At 68.9% G+C, this 22,538-nt stretch carries 19 protein-coding genes; 12 read left to right on the forward strand and 7 right to left on the reverse strand.

Annotation, left to right across the window (positions count from 1 at the left end):
* Positions 1-9 precede the first annotated feature (9 nt).
* The 3 genes from KPL78_RS08150 to KPL78_RS08160 form a co-directional block, all read right to left on the reverse strand.
* The gene (locus KPL78_RS08150) at positions 10-2,343 is read right to left on the reverse strand and encodes a glycosyltransferase family 4 protein (protein ID WP_219762395.1); all 2,334 of its coding nucleotides are present in this window, start codon (positions 2,341-2,343) and stop codon (positions 10-12) included.
* Positions 2,344-2,432: 89 nt separating this feature from the next.
* The gene (locus KPL78_RS30770) at positions 2,433-4,244 is read right to left on the reverse strand and encodes a glycosyltransferase (protein ID WP_219762396.1); all 1,812 of its coding nucleotides are present in this window, start codon (positions 4,242-4,244) and stop codon (positions 2,433-2,435) included.
* Positions 4,245-4,262: 18 nt separating this feature from the next.
* On the reverse strand, positions 4,263-5,690 hold the full coding sequence (locus KPL78_RS08160; RefSeq protein WP_219762397.1) for an FkbM family methyltransferase: 1,428 nt from the start codon (positions 5,688-5,690) through the stop codon (positions 4,263-4,265).
* Between the two features lie 201 nt (positions 5,691-5,891).
* Here KPL78_RS08160 and KPL78_RS08165 point away from each other — a divergent pair, with 201 nt between their 5' ends.
* The 12 genes from KPL78_RS08165 (at position 5,892) to KPL78_RS08220 (ending at position 18,133) form a co-directional block, all read left to right on the forward strand.
* Positions 5,892-6,881, forward strand: a complete 990-nt coding sequence (locus KPL78_RS08165) for a glycosyltransferase family 2 protein (protein ID WP_255568719.1) — start codon at positions 5,892-5,894, stop codon at positions 6,879-6,881.
* Between the two features lie 169 nt (positions 6,882-7,050).
* Complete coding sequence (gene gmd / locus KPL78_RS08170) at positions 7,051-8,106, forward strand: GDP-mannose 4,6-dehydratase (protein ID WP_219762399.1); 1,056 nt, start codon at positions 7,051-7,053, stop codon at positions 8,104-8,106.
* Entirely contained in the window at positions 8,099-9,076 is a 978-nt protein-coding gene (gene fcl / locus KPL78_RS08175; RefSeq protein ID WP_304621870.1) for a GDP-L-fucose synthase, read from the forward strand. Before gmd ends, fcl begins: the two co-directional genes overlap by 8 nt.
* 11 nt (positions 9,077-9,087) lie before the next feature.
* The gene (locus KPL78_RS08180; RefSeq protein ID WP_219762400.1) at positions 9,088-10,695 is read left to right on the forward strand and encodes a glycosyltransferase; all 1,608 of its coding nucleotides are present in this window, start codon (positions 9,088-9,090) and stop codon (positions 10,693-10,695) included.
* Complete coding sequence (locus KPL78_RS08185; RefSeq protein WP_219762401.1) at positions 10,692-11,603, forward strand: glycosyltransferase; 912 nt, start codon at positions 10,692-10,694, stop codon at positions 11,601-11,603. The genes KPL78_RS08180 and KPL78_RS08185 overlap by 4 nt, the downstream gene beginning before the upstream one ends.
* Before the next feature lie 183 nt (positions 11,604-11,786).
* The gene (rfbB, locus tag KPL78_RS08190; protein WP_219762402.1) at positions 11,787-12,848 is read left to right on the forward strand and encodes a dTDP-glucose 4,6-dehydratase; all 1,062 of its coding nucleotides are present in this window, start codon (positions 11,787-11,789) and stop codon (positions 12,846-12,848) included.
* Between the two features lie 152 nt (positions 12,849-13,000).
* Complete coding sequence (gene rfbA / locus KPL78_RS08195) at positions 13,001-13,882, forward strand: glucose-1-phosphate thymidylyltransferase RfbA (RefSeq protein WP_219762563.1); 882 nt, start codon at positions 13,001-13,003, stop codon at positions 13,880-13,882.
* Entirely contained in the window at positions 13,879-14,439 is a 561-nt protein-coding gene (rfbC, locus tag KPL78_RS08200) for a dTDP-4-dehydrorhamnose 3,5-epimerase (protein ID WP_219762403.1), read from the forward strand. Before rfbA ends, rfbC begins: the two co-directional genes overlap by 4 nt.
* Positions 14,439-15,317: a dTDP-4-dehydrorhamnose reductase gene (gene rfbD / locus KPL78_RS08205; protein WP_255568720.1), complete on the forward strand. Its 879-nt coding sequence runs from the start codon at positions 14,439-14,441 to the stop codon at positions 15,315-15,317. Before rfbC ends, rfbD begins: the two co-directional genes overlap by 1 nt.
* Before the next feature lie 19 nt (positions 15,318-15,336).
* Positions 15,337-16,104 carry an SGNH/GDSL hydrolase family protein gene (locus KPL78_RS08210; protein ID WP_219762405.1) on the forward strand — a complete coding sequence of 256 codons (768 nt, stop codon included), beginning with the start codon at positions 15,337-15,339 and terminating at the stop codon, positions 16,102-16,104.
* A gap of 163 nt (positions 16,105-16,267) precedes the next feature.
* Positions 16,268-17,656 carry a leucyl aminopeptidase family protein gene (locus tag KPL78_RS08215; RefSeq protein ID WP_255568721.1) on the forward strand — a complete coding sequence of 463 codons (1,389 nt, stop codon included), beginning with the start codon at positions 16,268-16,270 and terminating at the stop codon, positions 17,654-17,656.
* A 78-nt stretch (positions 17,657-17,734) separates the two neighbouring features.
* Complete coding sequence (locus KPL78_RS08220; protein WP_219762406.1) at positions 17,735-18,133, forward strand: MarR family transcriptional regulator; 399 nt, start codon at positions 17,735-17,737, stop codon at positions 18,131-18,133.
* A gap of 320 nt (positions 18,134-18,453) precedes the next feature.
* Here KPL78_RS08220 and KPL78_RS08225 read toward each other — a convergent pair whose 3' ends face one another.
* Genes KPL78_RS08225 through KPL78_RS08240 form a run of 4 tightly spaced genes read right to left on the reverse strand, consistent with a single transcriptional unit; the run spans position 18,454 to position 22,526 of the window.
* Positions 18,454-19,383: a 2-hydroxyacid dehydrogenase gene (locus KPL78_RS08225; protein WP_219762407.1), complete on the reverse strand. Its 930-nt coding sequence runs from the start codon at positions 19,381-19,383 to the stop codon at positions 18,454-18,456.
* A complete protein-coding gene (locus KPL78_RS08230) occupies positions 19,383-19,853 on the reverse strand; it encodes a hypothetical protein (RefSeq protein ID WP_219762408.1) in 471 nt (156 codons plus the stop codon). The genes KPL78_RS08225 and KPL78_RS08230 overlap by 1 nt, the downstream gene beginning before the upstream one ends.
* A 37-nt stretch (positions 19,854-19,890) precedes the next feature.
* Positions 19,891-21,492, reverse strand: a complete 1,602-nt coding sequence (locus tag KPL78_RS08235; protein ID WP_219762409.1) for an ABC transporter ATP-binding protein — start codon at positions 21,490-21,492, stop codon at positions 19,891-19,893.
* On the reverse strand, positions 21,492-22,526 hold the full coding sequence (locus tag KPL78_RS08240) for an ABC transporter permease (protein WP_219762410.1): 1,035 nt from the start codon (positions 22,524-22,526) through the stop codon (positions 21,492-21,494). The genes KPL78_RS08235 and KPL78_RS08240 overlap by 1 nt, the downstream gene beginning before the upstream one ends.
* Positions 22,527-22,538: the final 12 nt, after the last annotated feature.

A 22,538-nucleotide genomic window follows, 5' to 3' on the forward strand; every position in this document is an offset into this window, starting at 1 on the left:
CCGGGCGCCTCAGCTCCGATGCCGCAGGCCAGTCGCCTTCAGCAGATCGATCACCTTGCCGCGCAGGCGCCAGAAGGGGCTCTTCTTCATGGACTCGATCTCCGCGAGGGCGCGCAGCAACTCGCCTGAAACCCTGGCCGGCGCGGCCCGGTCCGTGTCCTTGAGGTCGGCCAGCGACAGCGCCTCGGCAGCGAGATCCGGTCGGCGTTGCAGCCAGGCCTGGATGCCAGCCTGGTAGCGGCGGAATTCCGCCCAGCCATTGCCCGGACGCGGCGCATGACCGGCGGCGACTTCGGCCACGGCACGGCGGAAGGCGTCCATGACGATGCGCGCCTGGTCCTCGATGGTGAACCGTGCGGCCTGGGCCAGGCCGGCGGCAATGCATGCCTCGCGTTCTGCTGGTGTGGCCAGCCGGATCAGCGCCGCGGCGGCTTCGTCCGGGTCGTCCGGGTCGACATACAGCACCGCATCGCCACCCACCTCGATGAGGGAGGAATTGGCGCAGGTGACGACCGGGCAGCCGCAGGCCATGGCTTCGAGCACGGGCATGCCGAAGCCTTCGTAGCGCGAGAGGTAGAGCAGCGCCTCGGCCCCGGCATAGAGCAGGCGCAGCGTCGCGTCGTCGGCAGACAGGCGCCGGATGTCCACGGACGGGGCCGCGGCGCGGAAGGCCGGTTCGATATCCGCCAGGCCGCCGACGCACAGCAATGCCATGCCGTGGCCCTGCCGCGCAGCAGCCTCGACGGCGCGGAAAGCCGCAATACCGTTCTTGTAGCCATCGGCGCCGTTGCGGTCGCCGACCATCAGCGCATAGCGCGCCGGCAGGCCGAGGCGCTGACGCGCCTCCGCGACCTCATCAGCGGGGACTGGATGGAAGACGGGGTTCAGGCCGTTATGGGCGACCGTCACCGCCTCCTCCCGCACGCCCGGGCAGAAGCGTGCGAGATCGCGGGCGGAATGGCGCGAGACCATCAGATGCGCCGCGGCGTGGCGGATGGCGCGGGCCTTCTCCTGCCAGGCCTCGTCGCTGAGATCGATGCCCATCGCCTCGGGGATCATGTCGTGCCCGAAGAAAAGCGAGGGCGTCGCCGTCGGCGACGAATAGTAGGTCGAGACGAAGAGATCCGCGCCGAGCTCTTCGCAGATGCGTTCCAGGTAGAGGCTGTCCGATCCGCAGCGCCCCAGGTCATGGGCCGCGATCGTCCGGTAATGGATGCCCGGCATGCGCGGCGCCGTGCCGGCACGGTCGAGCAGGATGATGTGCTCCGCGCTGCCGTCCTTTACCCAGGCCTCGAGCAGGGACTGCCAGACCCGGCCGATCCCCGAGGCGAGGTGCTGCCAATAGACGCCATCGACGACGATGCGGGGCCGCGCCGGCACCGGGCCGCGGTCCTTCACGCCGGTCGGCGCGTCGAAATGCCAAGTGCCGGCGGCATCGCAGCGGGCCATCGGCTCCACGCGGAACACCGCGGCATCGTCGAACATCGTCCGGTCGGAGACCCAGCCGAAATAATCGGCGAGCAGGCCGGAGCCCTTGTGCGCCAACAGTTCCCGCCAGCGCGCGGTGGCGCCGGCATAGCCGTAATAGGTCTCCTTGAAGCCAAGCTGGGCCTCGGTGACATAGGCGAAGTGCTGGAAGACGGCGCCATGGGCCTCCGTCTCGTCATGCATGAAGGGCGACTGACGCGCGATGTCGACCGCTTCGCCGCCGGCGGGGTCGGGGCGGACCAGCGTCGGCGGCTCATGCGCCGCCCAATGGTCGCCGGGTCGGAAGCGCCAAGTGCGCAGCCACTCGAAGGCGGGGTTCTGCGCGTAGTTCCGCCGCGTGCTGATGACCTTGTCCGGCCCGACGAAGTACCAGCACCAGTAATAGGCGGCGCCGCGCTCGGGCTCGGCGAGAAAGAGCCGGCGCATCTCAACGATCTGGTCGACGGTCCAGAGTTCGTCATTGTCGATCTGCCAGAGCAGGCATTCCTCGGCAATGTTGGGCAGCGGCGCGTTCACCATCTCCTTCTTGCCGTCCCAGAATTCGCCGGGCGGCTTGCGGTAGATCGTGACCTGGCCGGGAAAGCGGCGCGCGAGGTCGTCGAGGTATTCGCTGGTGCCGTCATTGCTGCGGCCTTCGCGATGGACCGAATCGAGCACTCGGCCGCCGGCGGCGACGGACCAAGCCGTATCGTGGCGCAACGCAGCCACGCCTTCCACCACATGCCAGTGCCAGCGGAACGGCAGTTGCGCCAGCATGGCCTCGTGATACCGGATGAACGGCTCGCCGTTCAGCACGATGGTGAAGAAGTGGATCGGCAAGCCCTCGGCGGGCACCGCGCCGGCATGAGCGCCCATCGGCGTCTCTCCGTTGCTCATCCCGGCAAGGCCGGAACCGGTGTCAGTCGGCACGGATCGATACGTCTCCCCGTCTGGTCGCGGATGGCCTAGCCGATGTCGCGCGCATGCATCTCATCGACCTGCATCTCCTGAGCCGGCGGCGCGATACGGCTGTAGGCCGGGATCCGTGTGGCCTGCAGGCGCCGCCGCCACCGCGCATAGTTGTGACGGAACTTCCCGGAAGGATGCGACAGAGTCCAGTTGTCCTTGGAGGTCGACCGCCAGTGCCAGGTCGCCGTGGCGCCGGGCACGAAGCGGAACGGCGTCCGGCCCGCGGCGAGCGTCAGGAAGAACACGTCCTCCGCCCAGTCGATCGCGGGGTCGCGGAGCATATCCTCGTCCAGCACGGAACGGCGGCAGATCCAGGCATTGTGGCCGATGACGTTCCTCGTCGGCGAGAAATCGACGAACCGCTCCTCCTCGATCGCGAAGAGTTCGCGCTGCTCGGGGATCGTCTCGCCCCGCGGCCCGTTGAACTGGGGCCCGTCGACATAATGCCCCTCCTCCTCCTCGATCCGGATGAGCCCGCAATAGGCAAAGCCGGACTCGGGATGCCTCTCCAGCGCCTCGAGGAGCAGCGCCACGTGATTCGGGAAGAGGGTGTCGTCGTCGTCGAGGAAGGCGAGGTAGTCCGCGCGCACGGCATGCAGCCCGGCCCACCAGCAGGTCGCCCGGTTGCCGAGATTGGGCACGATCACGCGGTTGATCCAGGCGAAGCGGTCGCTGTACTGCGCCAGCAGATCATCCAGCCCCTCGACCGGATGGAACTGCACGATGGTGATGGCGATCGAGGGATGGGTCTGCGCCGCCAGGCTCTCGAGTGCCCGGGTGATCATCGCCGTGGGGCGCGACCCGACCCGGATGACGTATTCGACCGTCGGGGCCTGCGGCGCCTCCGCCCTGCGGACCGGGACCATCAGCCGGCGCTCGCGCACGCGGTCGACGAAGTCGGGAAGCGGGCGCAGCATGCCTTCCAGGGTGAAGCTCTCGCGGAAGATCGCGTTCGATTGCCGCGCAAGCCGCGTCGCCACGTCGCGGTGCCGCGCCGCCCAGTCCACATGGGCGACGATCTGCTCGACCAGCAGCGGCGCCGGCAGGGAAGCATCCACATAGAGCGCGCTGTCGCGGAACCAGTGGCGCGGGAAACCGAAATCGTCGGTGATGATCAGCGCACCGGCGGCAGCGGCCTCGAACAGCCGCATCGAGGGGGTGTCGGCATCCCGGTGCATGGCCTTGTGCAGGCACAGGGCAATGCCGGCCTGCCGCAGCGCGTCGATCACCGAGGTGCCGTCAAAGGGCAGCAGGCCGCGATAGCTTTCCCCACGATCGTGCCAGGCGGCGCTCGGGCCATAGATATGCAGCGGCACCCGGCCGTCGAGGCCGCTGAAGACCGCCCCGTGCCGCGACCCGTCCCAATGCGTGCCGGCATACATGACGGCAGGCTGCGCCGGATAGGCGCCGGCCGGCCCGCAATCATGCGTCGAAGGCAGCATCAGCCGGTCATGGATGACGGCGCGCTTGCCCTGGCCCGCGCAGAAATCGTCGATCCACTCCGCCACGGAAGCGGAGCCGCAGAGGTGCCCGTCGAGGCTGAGCAACGCACGCCGGCGGATCGGGTCGTCGGCGAAGAAGGCCGGCGGGCTCCAGTTCAGCCCGATGGTCGGGAATTCGGTCAGTTTGGGCGAGTATTCATGCGTCACGAGGACGCAGTCGGGGCGGCAGGCCAGGATGTCATCGGAGGTGACGACCTCGACGACGTCGAAGCCGACGCGATCAGCGGCGATCAGGAAGCGCTTCGACCATTCGGCCTCGGCGATCTCCGGGTGGTTGGGCAGCGAGTTCTGCAGGGCGATCCGCACGTCCGGTCTGCTCCGTCGTCAGGCGTCGCGGCGCACGAAGACGCCGTCGGCCTGCAGCAGTTCGCCGGTGCGCGGGTCCTCGAATTCCGGGCCGAGCGCAACGCAGCGATAGCCGAGTTCCGAGAAGATACGGCACATGTCCGTCATCACCGGACCGCCGCCATACAGCGGCTGCAGCGACATCTCGCAGAGAATGACTTTCACCGCATGCCGCCAGCGCGACAGGCCGGCAAGCACCTGGGCCTCGTAGCCCTGCGTGTCGATCTTGAGCCCGAACTGCGTGGTCGGGTCCGAGAAGCTGCCGTCGATGATCGCATCGAGCGGCACGATCGGGCAGGTCTCGACACCTTCATAGGCGGAATGCGGTGCGGCGTCGCGATGGCGGTCGAGCATGGGGAGCAGCGAGGAGCTGGCGGAATTGCCCGCGATATTGATGGTCGCGACGCCGGCTTCGGCCCCGACCGCGCAGCGTTCCGCCACGGTCCAGAGCGGGTCGGCCGAAGCGGCCTGGCGCAACGCCGCATGCGCGCTGCTCAGCGGTTCGAAGCTCATGATCTGGCCGTGGAAGCCGCTGCGCCGCAGGCCCGTCGCGAATTGCCCCGCATTCGCCCCCACATCGAGCACCACATCGACGGCGAAGTTGCGGCATTCGTCGAGGAAGCGGCGGCTCGTATACTCGATGAAGCCTTCGTAGGACGACGCGCCATGCGCGACCGCCGGCGGCGCGGAGTGGGCGGGCGCAGGACCAGGCGGCGCCGCGATCTCCATCAGCCCGGGCGGTAGTGCCAGGGCGCGGGCCGCGGCGACATCCGGCGCCTGATCCCAGGACATGCGCCTGGCCACGCCAAGACGATGCCCGAACCGCCGCCAGCGCGACCGGCGCAGTTCGTCGGCGAAGCCCACCAGGCGATCATACTCGTCGTGCAGGGCCGCGAGCTGGCGGCTGCGTTCGCCGCCGGCCTCGGCATCCGCGGACCGCGCGGCGCCTTCGGTTATGAGGTCCTGGCCTTCCCAGGGCAGGCGCTTCGCAACCCCAAGCCTGAGCCCCAGGCGTCGCCACCGGGACGCTCCGGCAGCGAGCCTCAGTTCCTCCCGCAAGCGATCGACGGCGCGGCGAAGGTCATCGACGACATGCTGCGCCGGCTGCGGGGCGGCCGGCGCCGGTGCGCTCACCGCCGCCTCATAGCCCTTGCGGATCGACTCCAGACGATCCTCGGCCAGGGTCTGGGCGGCGCCCAGCGCCCGGCGCAGGCGCAGCAGCTCGCGCGCCTGAAGGTCCACGACGCGCCGCAGGCCCGCGGCATCCTCCGCCGCAGTCACAATGGGAATTTCCGCACGCAGCGACAGCGCGGGCGCCACGCCACCGTTCCCGCCGCCCGCACCATGAAGACCACCCGTGACAGGTCCGGTGAAATCCGTCACTTCACCAGAATTGATCGGCATCATGCTCTACGGGACCTTACAGGGGGAGCGCGACATAGCTTCCGGCTTACACGAGGGCAAGGGTCGAATATTCATTCATGCAATGCATGAATGAAAAAATACTGAAATAATATTCTTCCCTATCGGGGCATCGAGTTATAAGACGACACGTGTCGGCGAGAATGCAGAAGCACGGACCCGGCTTTCGAGTGACGTAATGGGGTGATGCCCGATGGGACGCGGCAACTGCAATCCTTCCCTGGCACCTGCGGTACCGTGACGCGTACCGGCACTTCGCGGTCCGACACCGACCGCCCGCTCATATCCGTTATCACGGTCTGCCGGAATGCAGCAGCTACGTTGCAGAACTGCATAACCAGCGTGATGGAGCAATCCTACGCCCCCATCGAGCACATTGTCATCGACGGAGCATCGACCGACGAGACCGGCGCCATCCTTGCGCGGAATGCGTCCCGATTGGCCCTTGTCGTCTCGGAACCCGATCGCGGTCTCTACGATGCGATGAACAAGGGCATCGCGCGCGCGCGTGGCGAATTCGTCTTTTTCCTGAACGCCGATGACACTTTCGCGAGTCGCGATGCTCTCCGCGACGCCATGGCCGAAATTGCACGGCAGCCGGAGGCCGACGTCTACTATGGCGCGCTGGAGATCCGCAGCGCACAGGGGCGTATGGTCCATGTCCCCCCGCCGCCCGACCAGGCGGAGGAGGAGATGGTGCTCGGCTGCCTGCCGCATCAGGCGACGCTGGCGCGGCGCGCGGTCTTCGATCGGACCGGCCCCTTCGACCTGCGCTGGCGCCGGCACGCCGACTACGACTGGTGGCTGAAGGTGATGGCGGACCCCGCCCTGCGCCTGGCGCAGATCGACACCGTGATCGGGTCCTTCGCCATGGGTGGGGCCTCCTCCGATCTCGCCAAGGGGCAGCCCGAGGTCTTCGCCATCCAGAATGCCTCGCCGATCTATCGGTCGGAGGCATGGGACAGGCGGCGAATCGACCTGTTCCAGAAGGCCTGGCTGGAGGCTCGGATCGAAGCCTCGCGCCTGCGTGAGGAGCTGGCGGCACCCCGCGGCGCGCTGCCCGCGTCCGGGCGCTCCCTGCGCCAGTGGCTCGTGCAAAACCTGCCAAGGCCCGTGCTGAACCTGCTGCTGCGCATCAAGCGGCGCCTGGCCGGCCGGAACGCTTCCGGCGGCTGATCGCCGGCCGATTCCATGTCGCAGCCGGCCCGGATGCTGCCCGCCGCCGCTTCGCCCGCAGCCCCTTCCGGAGCCAGGGCCTCGCGCCCCTTCCGATGCCGCCGTGCCAGGGCTATAGACGCCGGCTCGGTTCGGCGCGCGGATGCGGCCATCCCCAGGAAGGATACTCATGCCTGAACACCGCAAGGTCGCCCTCGTCACCGGCATCACCGGCCAGGACGGCTCCTACCTCGCCGAGTTGCTGCTGGCGAAGGGGTATGAGGTGCATGGCATCAAGCGCCGTTCCTCCTCCTTCAACACGGGGCGGATCGACCATTTGTATCACGACCGCCATGTGCCGGGCGCATCCTTCCGCCTGCACCATGGCGACCTGACGGACGCGACCAACCTGATCCGCATCCTGGCGCAGGTGAAGCCGACCGAAATCTACAATCTCGGCGCCCAGTCCCATGTCGCCGTATCCTTCGAGACGCCGGAATACACCGCCAATTCCGATGCGCTCGGCACGTTGCGCCTGCTCGAGGCCGTCCGCATCCTCGGCATGGAAAAGACCGCGCGCTTCTACCAGGCCTCGACCTCGGAACTGTACGGCAAGGTCCAGGCCGTGCCGCAGGACGAGACGACGCCCTTCTACCCGCGCAGCCCTTATGCCGCGGCGAAGCTCTATGCCTACTGGATCGTGGTGAACTATCGCGAGGCCTATGGCCTGCACGCCTCGAACGGCATCCTGTTCAACCATGAGAGCCCGCGCCGCGGCGAGACCTTCGTCACCCGCAAGATCACCCGCGCGGTGGCGGCGATCAGCCTCGGCAAGCAGGACACGCTCTACCTCGGCAACCTCGATGCGCGGCGCGACTGGGGCCATGCGCGCGACTATGTCGAGGGGATGTGGCGCATCCTCCAGCAGGAGACCTCGGACGACTATGTGCTCGCCACCGGCGAGACATACACCGTCCGCCACTTCTGCGACCTTGCCTTCGCCGAAGCCGGCATTGCGATCGACTGGCAGGGCGAAGGCGTGAACGAGACCGGCACCTGCAAGAAGACCGGCAAGGTTGTGGTGCGCGTTGACCCTGCCTATTTCCGCCCCACCGAGGTCGACCTGCTGATCGGCAACCCCGACAAGGCGAAGCGTGTCCTCGGCTGGTCGCATACGGTCACGCTGCCCGAACTCGCCTCGGAGATGGTGGCGGCCGACATCGCGGAGTTGAAGGCCAATGCCTGACGTGCCGGCGCCTGCCGTGCTGCCCGAGATCTTCCCCCTGCGCGGCAAGCGCGTCTATGTCGCGGGCCATCGCGGCATGGTGGGGGCGGCCTGCGCGCGGCGCCTGGCGCAGGAGGGCGCGGAAGTCATCACCTCGGACCGCACGAGCGTCGATCTGCGCCGCCAGGCGGATGTCGAGGCCTTCATGGCCCGCGAGAAGCCCGACGCCATGATCGTCGCCGCCGCCAAGGTCGGCGGCATCCTGGCGAACGACACCTATCCGGCGGACTTCCTCTACGACAACCTAATGATTGAGGCGAACCTCATCGAGGCCGCCCATCGCTGTGACGTCAACCGCGCGCTGTTCCTCGGCTCCTCCTGCATCTACCCGCGCGAGGCGCCGAACCCGATCAACGAGGATGCCCTGCTGACCGGCCCGCTCGAGAAGACCAACGAGTGGTACGCCATTGCCAAGATCGCCGGCATCAAGCTGTGCCAGGCCTATCGTCGCCAGCACGGGCGCGACTACATCTCGGCCATGCCCTGCAACCTCTACGGGCCCGGCGACTATTTCCATCCCACGCGCAGCCACGTCATCCCCGCCCTGCTGCAGCGCTTCCACGACGCCGCGCAGAACAAGGTGCCGACGGTCACCTGCTGGGGGTCTGGCACGCCGCGGCGCGAATTCATGCATGTCGACGATGTGGCGGAGGCCTGCACCTTCCTCCTCGCCCGCTATTCGGGCGAGAGCCATCTCAACATCGGCACCGGCAGCGACATCACGATCAAGGAACTGGCCGAGGCCATCGCGCAGGTCACCGGCTTCAAGGGCCAGATCGCCTGGGATACCTCGAAGCCGGACGGGACCATGCTGAAGCGCATGGACGTCTCGCGCATCGGTGCGCTGGGCTGGCATGCGCGTATCGGCTTCGCCGAGGGGCTCGCGGCCACCTATCGCTGGTTCCTCGCCCAGCCCAACCTGCGCACCTGACCGCGCGCGCAATGCGCGTCGCCTTCTTCGGCCTCGGCTATCATGCGAAGACGGGGTCGAGCCGTTTCCTGCTCGACCTTCTGGAACAGCATGCGACGGTGGAGGCCTTCTTCGCCGAACCGGGCGTGGCCGCGGTGCGCCGGGCCGCGCCCGGCTTCGACGAGACGCGCTACGACGCCATCGTCATCTGGCAGTTGCACGAGGCCTTCGCGCTGCTGTCGGGCCGGCATCCCAACGTCACCTTCGCGCCGATGTATGACGCGATGTGGCGCGGCGGCGCCTTCACCTGGCGGCATTCCTTCAGCGCGGCGAAGATCCTGTGCTTCTCCTGGGCGCTCGCCGCCGAGGTGACGCCGCGCGCGCCGGTGCTGACGCGGATGCAGTATTTCCCGGAGGCCGATCCGGCGCCGGTCACGGATTTCGACACGCTGCGCGGCTTCCTCTGGTATCGCCGCCGCGACATCCCGCCCGAGGCGGTCTTCGCCCAGACCGCTGGCACGACCTTCGCAAGCCTTGCCATCCACGACGCGCCCGACCCGGGGCACGCGGCGCCCTTTCCCAAGGCCGCGCCGGCGCACGTCGGCAAGCTGATCCGCAGCACCTGGTCCGAGGATGGCGGCGCCTTTCGCGAGGCCCTGGCGGGTGCGAACGTCTTTTTCGCGCCGCGGCCGCTCGAAGGCATCGGCATGGCATTCCTGGAAGCCATGGCACGGGGGCTGTGTGTCGTCGCGCCGGATGCGCCGACGATGAACGAGTATGTGTCGCACGGTGCCAATGGACTGCTTTACGCGCCGGGGCGGCGGGCGCCGCTCGACTTCGATGATGCGCGAGGCATCGGCGCGCGGGCGCGCGACGGCATCATCCGCGGCCGCGCACAATGGGAAGCGGGGATTCCGGCGCTGCTCGACTTCCTCGCGACGCCGCATGCAGCGCTCGCCGCGCGCGGCGCGAGCATCCCGACACGCTGGGCATTGCCGGCCGAATGGCACATCCGCAGCGGTGACGGCGTGCAGCAGGATTCCGCGGCGCTGCGCCGCGTCATCGCCGCGGCCCCCTCCGATGCTCTGATCGTCCGCGGCCATCATGTCGCCCGCGAGCCCGAGGGCGGCGAGACGCTGCATCGCATCGGCACCATCGATGCGGCTTGGGCGCGCCTGCTCACCGGCGATGTGGGGCCGAAGGGGCCGCGCGGCCTCGGCGTGCCGGAAGCGACGCTGATCCATGACAACCTGCTGCGCCGCTACGGCATTGCGGCGCCGCAGACCGCGCAGACGCTCTGCAGCCTGCTGCTGCGCGCGCGGAAAGACGGCGTCGCGATCCATGACGCGGATGAGGTCCTCGCCTGCCGTCCCCTGCCCGAGGATTGGCCGACTCAGCGCCGCGCCTGGTATCAGCTCGTCGCGGCCGAGGCCGGCGCCTCGGCCGCCGCGACCGTGCTGGAGGCGCTGGACGATGCCGCTGCCGCGGCGCGGGCCCGTCGGCGTGCGGCTGCCCCGGCCCGCGCGGCGATCCGGCTGATCGGGCTGTGCGACCGGATCGCGCCAGCCTTCGGGCGGGCGGTGGAATCGCTGCTCCTGGGTGGTGCGGTGCGGCGGCTGCGCGCAGTGCTGCGACGATGACGGCGCCGCGCTTTTCCATCGTGACACCCTGCCTGAACCGCGCCGCGACCATCGGCGCGGCGATCGACAGCGTGCTGGCGCAGGGACATGATTCCGTCGAGCACATCATCGTCGACGGGGGATCGACGGACGGCACGGCGGCGGTGCTGGCGCGCTACCCGCATCTCATCGTGATCCGCGAGAAGGACCGCAACCTCTACGACGCGATCAACAAGGGGCTTCGCGTGGTGCGCGGCGGGATCGTCGGGCTGCTGAACAGCGACGACCTCTACGCCCGCGGCGCCTTCGCCGCCGCCGAGGCCGCCTTCGCCGATCCGGCGAGCGACATGGCCCTCGGCGCCGCCGAGTTCTTCACCGAACAGGATGGCCGCGAGGTGACGACCGCGCGGCTGGCCGGCGCGGCCGTGGCGCTCAGCGAGGCGAATGTGATCGGCGGGATCACCGCGATGAACGCTGCCTTCTACCGCCGCGCGCTGATCGAGCGGCTCGGCGGCTTCGACGATCGCTTTCCGCTCTCGGCGGACAAGGATTTCTGGATGCGGCTGGTGCTGCTCGCCCCGCGCGTCGCGGCGATGGACGCGACCGTGATCCGCTACCGCTCCCACCCCGGATCGCTGACCTTCGCCGCCGGGGATCTGCGCGACAAGCTGTCGCGGCACCTGCTGGAGACGGCGCGGACGCGCGTTGCGGAACTGCCTGCGGGTTCGGCCGACCGCGCGGCCTATCGACGCTGGCATGGCTGGGCGACCGGCTATCGCGTCCTGGTCCAGGCGCGGCAGGGGCGGATCGGGGCGGCGCTGGCCTCGGCCGGGGCTGGATTCGCGGCGGATCCGCTGTGGCTGGCGCGCTTCCTGGCCTTCCTGCCCGGCCATTGGCTGGGCCGGGCGGGCCGGCGCGGCGCGGTCTAGAGCATTTTCGATCAAGCGGCAGCCGCCTGCCACCGCCCCCGTCCGCTGACGGCGGTATCCCGGGTGGGCGGGACAGCGCGCCGGGGCTCCTCGGCGTGAGCGGAAATTGCCCTCGAAGCTGCCGTTTTCGTTCCGTAGATCCGATGGCACAATCATGATCCGACGGGGCGGAGCCCACACAGCATGACCCTTCTGATTACCGGCGGCCTCGGTTTCATCGGTTCCGCCGTGGTGCGGCGGCTGCTGTCCACGACGGACGAGGTCGTGGTGAATGTGGACCGCCGGACCTATGCGGCGAGCCCGGAGAGCCTCGGCACCTGGCTGCATGACCGGCGGCACATCCTCATCGAGGCGGATATCTGCGACCTCGCCGCCATGCGTGACGCCTTCGCGACGCATCGTCCCGCGCGGGTGATGCACCTCGCCGCCGAATCCCACGTGGATCGTTCGATCGACGGCCCGGCCGAGTTCATCCGCACCAACGTCGTCGGCACCCAGATGCTGCTGGAAGCCGCGCGGGAATACTGGGCCGCGCTGGATGGTGCGGCGAAGGACGCCTTCCGCTTCCACCACGTCTCGACCGACGAGGTCTTCGGCTCCCTCGAAAGCTGCGACGATCCGCCCTTCGACGAGCACACGCGCTACGATCCGCGCAGCCCCTACTCGGCGTCAAAGGCCGCCTCCGACCACCTGGTGCGCGCCTGGCAGCACACTTACGGGATGCCCAACTTCGTCTCCAACACGACGAACAACTACGGGCCGTGGCAGTTCCCCGAGAAGCTGATCCCGCTGGTGACGTTGAACGCGCTGGAAGGGCGTCCCCTGCCCGTCTATGGCGACGGTTCGAACATCCGCGACTGGATCCATGTCGAGGACCATGCCGAGGCGCTGTGCCTCGCGCTGTTTCGCGGGCAGCCCGGGGCGACCTATTGCCTCGGGCCACGGCAGGAACGCTCGAACCTCGAGGTGGTCCGCGCGATCTGCACGACGCTCGACCGGCTGCGGCCCGATCCGGCCGGCCCGCGGGAGCGACTGATCACCTTCGTGCGCGACCGGCCGGGGCATGATTTCCGCTACGCGATGGACCCTTCGGGGGCGGAGGCCGCGTTGGGCTGGCGCGCGAAGCATGATTTCGAATCCGGGCTGGCCCAGACCATCGCCTGGTATCTCGACAACGAGGCTTGGTGGCGGCCCATCCGCGACAAGCGCTACGCGGGGCAGCGCCTCGGCGGGGTCATCCCGTGAGCGCGGCGACGGATCACCTTCGGTCCGATGCCTCGCATCAGGCGGGGCGCGCACGGCACGACGGGACCATCAGTCGCCGCCACCACAACAGCGCAGGGCGCGAAGGCAACCCGGCCCGATGGCCGGCGCCCGCCGTCTGAGGGACAGACATGATGAAGGGTATTCTTCTTGCCGGCGGGTCCGGTACGCGACTGCATCCGATGACACTGGCCGCGTCCAAGCAGTTGCTGCCGGTCTACGACAAGCCGATGGTCTACTATCCGCTGGGCACGTTGATGCTCGCCGGCATCCGCGACATCCTGCTGATCTCCACGCCCGCCGACCTGCCATCCTTCCGGCGGCTGCTCGGTGACGGCAGTCAGTTCGGCATCTCGCTGACCTATGCCGAGCAGCCGAAGCCCGAAGGCATCGCCCAGGCCTTCACCATCGGCGCGGACTGGATCGGCGGGGAGCCCTGCGCCCTCGCCCTTGGCGACAACATCATCTACGGCGACGGCCTGCCGGCGCAGTTGCAATCCGCCGCTGCGCGCACGCTGGCCGGCGAATCCACCATCTTCGGCTATCGCGTCGCCGATCCCGAACGCTATGGCGTCGCCGAATTCGATGCGACCGGCCGCGTGCTCTCGATCGAGGAAAAGCCAGCCCATCCGAAATCGGACTGGGCGGTGATTGGCCTGTATTTCTACGATTCCCGGGTCACGCAGATCGCCCGCAACCTCATGCCGTCGGCGCGCGGCGAACTGGAGATCACCGATCTCAACAAGGTCTATCTGGCCGCCGGCGCGCTGCACGCCGAGCAGCTCGGACGCGGCTGCGCCTGGCTCGATGCTGGCACGCCGGCCTCACTGCTTCAGGCGGCGCTGTTCGTCCAGACGGTGCAGGAACGCCAGGGTCTCCAGATCGGCTGCCCCGAGGAGATCGCGTACCGCATGGGCTTCATCGACGCCGTAGCACTACGCAGCCGCGCCGATTCACTCGGCAAGACGGCCTATGGCGCCTATCTGCGCGACCTCGCCGCAGGCAAGCTGGCATGACCGCGGCGGCCTGCGCCATTCCCGATGTTCTGCTGATCGAACCGGTCCGCCACGGCGATGCGCGCGGTTTCTTCAGCGAGGTCTGGTCGCGGCGGGCTCTCGCCGGGCATGGGCTCGACATCGACTTCGTGCAGGACAACCACGCCTTCTCGGCGACGGCAGGCGTGCTGCGCGGGCTGCATTTCCAGCGCCCGCCCTCGGCCCAAGGCAAGCTGGTCCGCGTCGCGCGTGGGGCGATCCTCGACATCGCGGTTGATATCCGGGAGGGCTCGCCGAGCTACGGCCAGCATGTCGCCGAGGTGCTGAGCGCGGCGAACTGGCGCCAACTCTGGGTGCCGCGCGGCTTCGCGCATGGCTATGTGACGCTCGAGCCCGACACCGAGGTGCTCTACAAGACCGACGCCTATTACGACCGCGACGCCGATGCCGGCATTGCCTGGGACGACCCGGCTCTGGGCATTGACTGGGGGATTGCGGCGCCGATCCTGTCGGACAAGGACCGCAACGCCGAGCGGCTGGCCGATATTCCTCCGCCCTTCCCGAAGGGATCGTGGTGATGCGCAGAATCCTGGTCACCGGCCGTGGCGGGCAGCTCGCCACCGCGCTTGCCGACGCCCTGCCGGCCCAGGGCTTCGAGGCCATTCTGGTCGGCCAGCCGGATTTCGAGTTCGACGATCCCGCGACCGTCGCGGCCGCCTTTGCCGCGGCCGCGCCCGAGGCCGTGGTGAATTGCGCCGCCTGGACCGCCGTCGACGCGGCCGAGGACCATGAGCCCGCGGCCTTCCGCGCCAATGCGCTGGGCCCGGCGATGGTCGCGGCACATTGCGCTGCGCGCGGCATTCCGCTGATCCAGATCTCGACGGACTATGTCTATGACGGGCGCAAGGGCGTGCCCTATGTCGAGACCGACGCGCCCAATCCGCTGGGGGCCTACGGGCGCACCAAACTTGCGGGAGAATGGGCGGCGCTGGCGGGCAGTCCACAGACGCTGGTGCTGCGCACCGCCTGGGTCTTCGCGCCGATGGGCAACAATTTCGTGCGCACCATGCTGCGCCTCGGCGCCGAACGGGCCGAATTGCGCATTGTGGCTGACCAGCAGGGCAGCCCGACGGCCGCGCCGGACCTCGCCGACGCCATCGCCGCCATCCTCGTCCGCATCCGCGACGTCGGGTGGCAGGCGCAATATCGCGGCGTGTTCCACGCGACCGGGACGGGCTTCACCAATTGGCACGCCTTCGCCACGGCGATCTTCGCGGCCTCGGGTCGGCCGGCGCCGTTGCTGCACGCCATCACGACCGCCGACTACCCGACCAAGGCCATCCGGCCCGCCGATGGCCGGATGGACGGCACCAGGCTGCGCGAGACCTTCGGCGTCCAATTGCCTCCTTGGCAAGCCGGGCTCGAACGCGTCATGCTGGCGATCAAGAATGAGTGAGGCGGGTCAGGGGCAATCCATGCCGGGCTCTGTGCGACCGGAAACGGCGCGCTACCGCGCGCTGCTGGTGGGTGTGCTGCTGGCGCTGCCCGGCGTGACGCAGGCCGGCGCCGCCTCCTGCCCCCAGCTCTCCTCCTTGCCTATCGAATCGCCCGCCCTGATCGAGGCATCGCGCCAGGGCTCTCACGCGCTCCGCATCGTCGCCTTCGGTTCGTCCTCCACCGCCGGCTCGGGCGCGAGCGACACGGACCATGCCTATCCCGCCCTGCTGCAGGCCCGGCTGCGCGCCGCCCTCGGGCCGGGCGTCACGGTGATGAACCAAGGTGTCGGCGGGGAGGACGCCGACAACATGCTCGCCCGCCTCGACCGGGACGTGATCGCCGAGCATCCGCAGATCGTGATCTGGCAGGTCGGCGCCAACGCCGCGATGCGCCGGATGGATCCCGTCCGCTTCGCCGGCTTCGTGCGCGAGGGCGTGGCGCGGCTGCGCCAGGCCGGCATCGAGGTGGTGCTGATGGACAACCAGCGCGCGCCCCGGATCGCCGCCTTCCCGAACCATGAGCGCTTCGATGCCGCGCTGGCGGAGATCGCGGCTTCCACGCCCGGCGTCACGCTATTCTCCCGCGGCCGGATGATGGACCGATGGGCCGCCGCCGGCGTCCCCGGAGAAGCCCTGCTGGGCCAGGACGGCCTGCATCACAACGACCGCGGCTATGCCTGCCTTGCCGATGCCCTGGCCGACGCCCTGCTGAACAGCCTGCCGACCGGCCTGGCCCATGCGCGTTGAACCCGGTAGCGGAACTGTCGCGGGACAAGATGATCGTTAGTGCAGCGGCTGCATATCGCAGTTGCGCACCAGCATCGTTGGTCTGGCGGGTCGATGGTTGTAAGAGATTCCTGTTACGCATGCGTGATCACGATGTCGCGATCACTGCGACATCCGGGAGCCCATGATGCTCGAAGGCCTGACGGCCGCCGTTTCCCATGCCCTGCCGCTGCACGCCGTGCGTCCCGAAGGCCTCGCTCGTCTGCTCGACGGGATGCCGTCGTCGGCGGCGGCGTTCCTGCGCGGCTGCGGCTTCACGGCGCGGGCCGGCGAGCACGCACTGCTGCCAGGCCCGGACGGGCTGGCGGGCGCAGTGGTCGGGCTGGGACAGGACCAGGGCCCCTGGGCCTATGGCGGCCTGTCGCGTGCCCTGCCCGCGGGCAGCGCCTGGCGGCTGCTGCCGGGTGACGGCGACGCTGCACAGGCGACACTCGGCTGGGCGCTCGGCGCCTATCGCCCGCGCCGGCACAAATCCGTCAATGGCGCCCCGGCGCTGCTGGAAGTGCCGGCCGGGACCGAATCCGCGGTCGCCATGGCGGAGGCCATTTGCGCGGCACGCGACCTGATCAATGCCCCGGCCGCCGATCTCGGCCCGGTCGAACTCGGCGAGGCCGTCGCCACGCTCGCCGCCCGCCATGGCGCGACCAGCGAGATCATCGCCGGCGACGCGCTGGCCCAGGGCTTTCCCGCCATCGCGGCGGTCGGCGGCGGCAGCCCGCGCCCGCCGCGCGTGGCCATGCTGCGCTGGACCGGTGCCGAGGATGGCCCGCTGATCGCGCTATGCGGCAAGGGGGTCTGCTTCGATACCGGCGGGCTCGATCTGAAGCCGCCTTCGGGCATGTTGCGCATGAAGAAGGACATGGGCGGTGCGGCGATCGCGCTGGCCGTGGCCGACGCGGTCATGCGCAGCGCCCTGCCCGTCCGCCTGCTGCTCCTGATCGGCGCCGTGGAGAATTCCATTTCGGGGACGGCCATGCGTCCCATGGATGTGCTCCCCACCCGCAAGGGGCTGAAGGTCGAGATCGGCAACACAGATGCTGAAGGCCGACTCGTTCTGTGTGACCTGCTGACCTATGCCGCTGAGCAATCCCCGACCGCCATCATCGACGTTGCGACCCTTACCGGCGCGGCGCGGGTTGCGCTTGGCCCGGATCTGCCGGCCCTGTTCAGCAACGACGACTCGTTGGCCGAGGCCTTGCTCGCCGCAGGGGTCGCAATGCACGATCCGATATGGCGCCTGCCGCTCCATGACGGTTACGATTCGTGGCTCGACACCCCATTTGCCGATCTGTGCAACGTGGCACAGAAGCCCATGGCGGGGGCAGTCGTGGCGGCGCTGTTTCTTCGCCGCTTCGTTCCGCCGGGCACTGGCTGGGCTCACCTCGATGTGTACGCATGGAACGACAGCACGCGCCCAGGCCGCCCGGAAGGTGGCGAGGCGCAATGCACCCGGGCCATACACGCAATGATTGCGAAGATGGCTCAAAATCACCACCTTGCGGCGAGAGCTTGAGAATGCTCGCCGCGCTTCGTGCCAGACCAGGCACCCGTTGGGCGCTGCGGCGCCCCAAGCATTCGTAAGGAAGATCCCATGACTCTCCATGGCAACCCCGAACAGCACATTGGAATCCTTCGGGAGACCATCGTCGCGCTGGTGCGTAGCGACGGGCCGGACCTGTCGGCCCGCCAGCTCGCCGTGCTGCTCACGGTCTATCTCGGGGAAGGCCCGCACACGGTGCGTGGCTTGGCTGCAGACCTGAACGTCTCCAAGCCCGCCATCACCCGTGCGCTGGACCGCCTCGGCGAACTCGACCTGGCGCGGCGCAAGGTGGACCCGGCGGATCGCCGCTCGGTGCTCGTGCAGCGCACCCCGAAGGGCAGCAGCTTCCTGCAGGACCTGCAGCGCATCATGACCGAGGCCGCCAAGGCGGCCGGCGAGACTAAGATCCTCCCGGCTGCGGCGGAAGCGCCGGCCCTGCGGGCGGTCTGAGGGCGCGACTGGCGGTCGTCGGAGGGGCCCTGCCTCTCCCACTTCCCCCCTGCCCGGGTTCCCATCGGCGTTGCAGGGCAACGCCAATGGGGCCCTGGATGCTGGGCATCCAGGACCGCAGTCTTCTCGCGTCGGGCATGACGCCCATGCTACCGCCCGCGGCGCGTCTCCTGCGCCATGGTGCGTTTCGGCGCTGTCCCGTCAGCCGCGCACGGTGCCAGGTTGAGGTTTGCGGAGGCCTTTCGGCCTTTGCTGGGGTGAGCCTGAGAGGGGCAAAGCCCCTCTCGGTTCCACAACGCAAGAATAAGTGACGGCTGCGCTCAATAGCCAGCCGAGAAATCCACCAGGTTGATCAGCGGCTCGCCCGCTCGTGCGCGGTGGATATTCTCCACCACCTGCGGGGCGGCACTCGACGGGATGGTGATGCTTGCGGCGTGCGGCGTCAGGATCACCTTTGGGTGCGTCCAGAAGGGGCTGTCGGCCGGCAGGGGCTCCGGTTCGAAGACATCGAGCGCCGCCCCGGCGATCTGGCCCGAGTCGAGCGCCCGCAGCATGTCCTCGGCGACCATGTGGCCGCCGCGCGCGGCATTCAGCACATAGGCGCCGCGCGGCAGGGACCACAGCAGATCCTTGTTGAGGATGCCGCGCGTCTCCGGCGTCAGCGGCAGCAGACAGACCAGGATGTCGGTCTGCTTGAGCATCTCCGCGAGGCCCGCGCCGCTGTAGCAGGTGATGCCCTCGACCGTCTTCGGCCGGCGCGACCAGCCGGAGACCGGGAACCCCAGCGCGGCGAGCTTGCGCGCCGCATCGGTGCCGAGTTCGCCCAGGCCGATGATGCCGATCCGCCGCTCGGAGGTGTCGGGTGCGGACAGTTCCTCCCACACCTTCCGGGCCTGCTGGTCCCGGTATTCCGGGTCCTGCCGGTGGAAGCGCAGCACGTTCAGCAGCACCCATTCACTCATGCCCTGAGTGAGGCGCGTATCCACCAGCCGCGCGACCGGCACGCCCGGCGGCGGCCCGGGCGGGCGGAACAGATGATCCACCCCCGCGCCCATGGACACGATCAGCTTCAGGTTCGGGTAGCGGCGCAGTTCCATCATGTCATGCGCCGTCCAGACCACCGCGGCCTCGATATCGGCGGGGTCGCCGGCATCGGGAAACAGGCGAATCTCAAGCGACGGATCGACGGCGAGCAGCGCCGCCTTCCAGTCCTGCATGGTGTGTGCCTTGGTCGAAAGCAGGACGGCCATCACTCTTGCCCCTTCAGTGCAGCATCGATGGTGGTGACGAAATTGCGCCAGGAATCGCGCTGGGTCGCGGCGCGCTCGGTCCCGTCGGCCATTTTCGCGTAGAGCGACAGCACGCCCTGGGCCCACAGCGCGTCGAAGGCCGCCGGCGATTGCAAGGCGAAGGCGGCGGAGCGGTCGAAGACGCCATCCTTCACCTTCGGCATGACCTTGGTGATCCACCACCAGCAGCCGAGCAGCAGCACGATGGTGCCCGCCCAGGCCCCGCCATGCTTCGCGCCGAAGTATTCCTCGAAGGGCCAGCCACCCCATTTCAGGGCGATCACCGAGGCGCCCAGCGCGACCATCGGCGGCCAGACATTCTCCCAGGCACGATAGACCGGCGAGCCGGGCGAGTTCATCCGCCGGATGCTGATGCCGAGCTTCACATGCCCCGCATCCAGCAGCGCCTTCAGCGTGTCGAGTTCGTTCAAATCCCCGGTCCGCCCCTCTCAGACGCGGCCGGAGGGGTCAGACGCCCGCGCCGGCCTCGGCCCGCAGGTCGAATGCCGCGGCCATCAGCGCCCGGGTGTAGGCTTCCCGCGGCGCCGCGACAACATCGGCCGCGGCGCCGTCCTCGACCACCCTGCCGTCCTTCAGCACGATGATCCGGTGCGCCATGGCGCGGACCACGCGCAAATCGTGAGAGATGAACAGATAGGCGAGCCGGTGCTTCGCCTGGAGGTGGCGCAGCAGTTCCACCACCTGCGCCTGCACGGAGACATCGAGCGCGGAGGTCGGCTCGTCCAGCACCAGGAAGCGTGGCTTCAGCACCAGGGCCCGGGCGATGGCAATGCGCTGGCGCTGGCCGCCGGAGAATTCATGCGGGTAGCGCTCAGCCATCGCGGGTTGCAGGCCGACCTCTTCCAGCGCCGTCGCGACCGTCGCGGCGCGCTGCGCAGCGGTCAGGCCCGGCTCGTGGACGGCGAGGCCCTCGCCCACGATCTCGCCCACGCTCATGCGCGGGGACAGGGCGCCGAAGGGGTCCTGGAAGACGATCTGCATGCGCCGGCGCAGCGGACGCAGGGCGGCGCGGTCCAGTGCCTGGATGTCGCGGCCCTCGAAGCGGATGGCGCCCTCGCTCGTCTCCAGGCGCAGCATGGCGAGGCCGAGCGTCGTCTTGCCCGAGCCGGATTCACCGACCAGGCCGACCGTCTCGCCTTCCCGCACGCTCAGCGAGACACCGTCCACCGCGCGAACTTCCGCGACGACGCGGCGCATCAGGCCGCGGCGTATCGGGAAGCGGACCTTCACATCCTCTCCCTGCATGACCTGGGCGGCGTCATCGGCGACGGGGGCCGGCTGCCCGCGCGGTTCGGTCGCGATCAGCATGCGCGTGTAGTCGTGCTGCGGGTTCGCGAAGATCTGGGCGACATCGCCCTGTTCCACCGCCGCCCCGTCCTTCATCACCACCACGCGGTCGGCGTGCTTCTTCACGATGTTCAGGTCGTGGGTGATGAGCAGCAGCGCCATGCCGAGGTCGCGCTTCAGCGTCTCCAGCAATTCCAGGATCTGCGCCTGGATCGTCACGTCGAGCGCGGTGGTGGGTTCATCCGCGATCAGCAGCTTGGGATCGTTCGCGAGTGCCGCCGCGATCATCACGCGCTGGCGCTGGCCTCCGGAAAGCTGGTGCGGATAGGCGCCGAGGCGGTCCTCGGCCTTGGGGAAGCCAGCGCGGCGCAGCAGGTCGATCACCCGCGCGCGCAGCGCCGCGCCTGCCAGCGGCTGGTGCAGCGTCACCGCCTCGGCCACCTGGCGTTCGACGGTGTGCAGCGGGTTCAGCGAGGTCATGGGTTCCTGGAACACCATGCCCGCCACGCCGCCACGCAGGCGGCGCAGCTCGTCATTCGCGGCCGTCAGCACATCGACGCCATCGAGCGTGATGCGCCCTTCCGGATTGCCGCCCGCGCCAGGCAGCAGGCGCAGGCAGGACAGCGCCGTGACCGACTTGCCGGAGCCGGATTCACCGACCAGCGCGACGGTCTCACCCTTCTCGACCGAGAAGGACACGCCCTGCACCACCCGCTTGCCGCGGAAGGCGACGGAGAGGTTCCGCACATCGAGCAGCGCCATCAGCGGCCTCCCCCCGGCAGCTTGCGCGGATCGAAGGCATCGCGCACCGCCTCGCCCACGAAGATCAGCAGCGTCAGCATCCCGCCCAGCACGACGAAGCCCGTCATCGCGAGCCACGGCGCATTCAGGTTGTTCTTCCCCTGGTTCACCAGTTCGCCCAGCGAGGGCGACCCCGGCGGCAGGCCGAAGCCCAGGAAGTCGAGGCTCGCCAGCACCGTCACCGACCCCGACAGGATGAAGGGCAGGAAGGTCAGCGTCGCGACCATCGCATTCGGCAGGATGTGGCGGAACATCACCACCGGATCGGACACGCCCAGCGCCTTCGCCGCGCGGACATAGTCGAAGTTGCGCCCGCGCAGGAACTCCGCGCGCACCACGCCCGTCAGCCCCATCCAGGAGAACAGCAGCAGGAAGATCAGCAGCACCCAGAAGGAGGGTTCGATGATGCTGGCCAGGATGATCAGCAGGTAGAGCTGTGGCATGCCCGACCAGATCTCGATGAAGCGCTGGAAGATCAGGTCCACCCAGCCGCCATAGAAGCCCTGCACGGCGCCGGCCGCGATGCCGACGACCGAGGAGACGATGGTCAGCGAAAACCCGAACAGCACCGAGATGCGGAAGCCATAGATGACCCGCGCCAGCACATCCCGCGCCTGGTCATCCGTGCCGAGCCAGTTGCGCGCGCTGGGTGGCGAAGGAGCCGGCGTCTCCAGGTCGCGCACGACGGTCTGGTAGGAATAGGGCACCAGCGGCCAGACCATCCATCCGCCCTTGGCCGCGACTTCCTCGAGGAAGCCGCGATCGTGCCAGTCCGCCGTGGTGGGCAGGCCGTCCTCGAGGATGTCGCTCTCGGCATAGTCCACCAACACCGGGACATACCAACGGCCATCCACGCGCGCGACCAGCGGCCGGTCATTCGCGATGAACTCGGCGAAGAGGGTGAAGAAGAAGAGGAAGGCGAAGATCACCAGCGAGACATAGCCACGCTTGTTGGCGCGGAAATTCGCGAGGCGGCGACGGGTGATGGGGGTCATGGCGCGGCAGTC

Origin of the sequence: Roseomonas alba (genome assembly GCF_019430885.1) — a bacterium.
In the GTDB taxonomy this organism is placed as follows: Bacteria; Pseudomonadota; Alphaproteobacteria; order Acetobacterales; family Acetobacteraceae; genus Neoroseomonas; species Neoroseomonas alba.

Coding starts and splice junctions, on each gene's coding strand:
- rfbA (WP_219762563.1), top strand. CDS start 13,001: ATGAAGGGTATTCTTCTTGCCGGCGGGTCCGGTACGCGACTGCATCCG.
- KPL78_RS08210 (WP_219762405.1), top strand. CDS start 15,337: ATGCCGGGCTCTGTGCGACCGGAAACGGCGCGCTACCGCGCGCTGCTG.
- gmd (WP_219762399.1), top strand. CDS start 7,051: ATGCCTGAACACCGCAAGGTCGCCCTCGTCACCGGCATCACCGGCCAG.
- KPL78_RS08220 (WP_219762406.1), top strand. CDS start 17,735: ATGACTCTCCATGGCAACCCCGAACAGCACATTGGAATCCTTCGGGAG.
- rfbB (WP_219762402.1), top strand. CDS start 11,787: ATGACCCTTCTGATTACCGGCGGCCTCGGTTTCATCGGTTCCGCCGTG.
- KPL78_RS08225 (WP_219762407.1), bottom strand. CDS start 19,383: ATGGCCGTCCTGCTTTCGACCAAGGCACACACCATGCAGGACTGGAAG.
- KPL78_RS08215 (WP_255568721.1), top strand. CDS start 16,268: ATGATGCTCGAAGGCCTGACGGCCGCCGTTTCCCATGCCCTGCCGCTG.
- KPL78_RS08180 (WP_219762400.1), top strand. CDS start 9,088: ATGCGCGTCGCCTTCTTCGGCCTCGGCTATCATGCGAAGACGGGGTCG.
- KPL78_RS08160 (WP_219762397.1), bottom strand. CDS start 5,690: ATGATGCCGATCAATTCTGGTGAAGTGACGGATTTCACCGGACCTGTC.
- KPL78_RS08150 (WP_219762395.1), bottom strand. CDS start 2,343: ATGGGCGCTCATGCCGGCGCGGTGCCCGCCGAGGGCTTGCCGATCCAC.
- rfbC (WP_219762403.1), top strand. CDS start 13,879: ATGACCGCGGCGGCCTGCGCCATTCCCGATGTTCTGCTGATCGAACCG.
- KPL78_RS08240 (WP_219762410.1), bottom strand. CDS start 22,526: ATGACCCCCATCACCCGTCGCCGCCTCGCGAATTTCCGCGCCAACAAG.
- KPL78_RS08185 (WP_219762401.1), top strand. CDS start 10,692: ATGACGGCGCCGCGCTTTTCCATCGTGACACCCTGCCTGAACCGCGCC.
- rfbD (WP_255568720.1), top strand. CDS start 14,439: ATGCGCAGAATCCTGGTCACCGGCCGTGGCGGGCAGCTCGCCACCGCG.
- KPL78_RS08165 (WP_255568719.1), top strand. CDS start 5,892: ATGCCCGATGGGACGCGGCAACTGCAATCCTTCCCTGGCACCTGCGGT.
- KPL78_RS08235 (WP_219762409.1), bottom strand. CDS start 21,492: ATGGCGCTGCTCGATGTGCGGAACCTCTCCGTCGCCTTCCGCGGCAAG.
- fcl (WP_304621870.1), top strand. CDS start 8,099: ATGCCTGACGTGCCGGCGCCTGCCGTGCTGCCCGAGATCTTCCCCCTG.